Genomic DNA, 1,722 nt, shown 5'->3' with positions numbered 1-1,722 from the left:
AGGAAGTGGCCACCCGAATCTGCGAAGCCTTGGACAGAACGCGTGAGAGTGTCCTATATCGGGAAGCGCATGTGGTGCGCATGGGAAAGAGACTCCACGCTGTAGTGAACCACCAGACCCGCGGACACATGCCCAGAGGGTGTTCAGAATTTTGTGTGTGACGCCATACTACCCGAAAGGAGGCAGATATGGCTCAACCCCGCAAAACCAAGCCCGCGTCACGGATTGACGACGCGCTGATCGACCAGCTGCTCGCCGGCCGGCCGCAGGGCCCCGGACTGTTCAAGGAAGACGGCCTGATCGGGGAGCTGAAGAAGCGCCTGGCCGAGCGGATGCTGGCCGCGGAGCTGGACGTCCATCTGGCCGACCCCGACCAAGTCGCGGCCGGCAACCACCGCAATGGGACGTCGGCGAAGACGGTCCAGTTCGCCGAGGAGCGCGTCGTGCTCGACATTCCGCGCGACCGGCACGGGCAGTTCGATCCGACGCTCATCCCGAAGTACGCCCGGCGCTTTCCGGGCTTTGACGACAAGATCGTGGCGCTCTACGCCCGCGGCATGAGCACGCGCGACATCCAGGCGCATGTGCGCGAACTCTACGGCATCGAGGTGTCGCCCGCGCTGGTCTCGGCCATCACGGACAGCGTTCTCGCGGAGGTGAGCGCTTGGCAGCAGCGCCCGCTGGAGCCCACGTACGCCGTGGTGTTCTTCGACGCGCTGCGCGTGAAGATTCGCGACGAGGGCTTGGTGCAGACCAAGTCGGTCTACCTCGCCATCGGGATCACCTGCGCTGGGCAGAAGGAGGTCCTCGGCCTGTGGCTCGAGCAGACCGAGGGCGCGAAGTTCTGGCTGCGCGTGATGACCGATCTCAAGGGACGCGGCGTTCAGGACGTTCTCATCGCGGTCGTTGACGGCCTCAAGGGCTTCCCGGAGGCGATCACCGCGATCTTCCCGGACACGCTCGTCCAGACGTGCATCGTGCACCTGTTGCGCTACAGCCTCGACTTCGCGTCCTGGAAGGAGCGCAAGGCGCTGGCCGCGGCGCTGAAGCCGATCTACACCGCGCTCAATGCCGAGGCGGCCGCGGCGGCGCTGGAGGCCTTCGCGGCGGGGCCGTGGGGCGAGCGCTATCCGCCCATCGCCGCGAGCTGGCGGCGCAACTGGGCGCAGGTCGTGCCCTTCTTCGCCTTCTCGCCGGCGGTGCGGCGCATCATCTACACGACGAACGCCATCGAGAGTCTGCACAGTCAGGTCCGGAAGGCGATTCGGAACAAGGGCCACTTCCCCAGCGATGAGGCCGCGATGAAGCTGATCTTCCTCGCCCTCAAGCAAGCCGAGGCCAAGTGGAAACGGCCGCCGGTGGCGTGGCAGCAGGCGAAGGCGCAGTTTGCGATTCAGTTCGGTGACCGCTTTCAGGTGGCCGCCTGATCATCCGTCGGCGTGCACACAAAACTCTGAACACGCCCCATGCCCAAGGACCTACATCGCTACCTCTTTGCTGCAGCGTGGGCGGATCTTTACGGCGAGTCACCCACGCTCCGCGACTACCCGCCCTCGTTGCTTCCCGATCATGCCAACGTGAAGCAGGCACTAACGCGCGGCCACTTCGGTGATCGATTTCGCGTTCAGGTATGGAACTCTCCATCAAGTACAGTCGTCTCGCACATTTCGAAGGACGGGCACTACTATATCCATCCAGATCCCGCGCAGTGTCGTAGTCTGA

1 protein-coding gene is annotated in these 1,722 nt (G+C 64.5%); it reads left to right on the top strand.

What is annotated here, in order from left to right; translation table 11 throughout:
* Window positions 1-188: 188 nt before the first annotated feature.
* Window positions 189-1,427: an IS256 family transposase gene (locus H6G18_RS24500; protein ID WP_190409682.1), complete on the top strand. Its 1,239-nt coding sequence runs from the start codon at window positions 189-191 to the stop codon at window positions 1,425-1,427.
* Window positions 1,428-1,722: the final 295 nt, after the last annotated feature.

It is taken from the genome of Anabaena subtropica FACHB-260 (genome assembly GCF_014697105.1).
Lineage (GTDB): Bacteria > Cyanobacteriota > Cyanobacteriia > Cyanobacteriales > Nostocaceae > Trichormus > Trichormus subtropicus.
Note: the sequence above shows the minus strand (reverse complement) of the source record. Positions and strands in the feature narration are given on the sequence as shown.

Coding starts and splice junctions, on each gene's coding strand:
- H6G18_RS24500 (WP_190409682.1), top strand. CDS start 189: ATGGCTCAACCCCGCAAAACCAAGCCCGCGTCACGGATTGACGACGCG.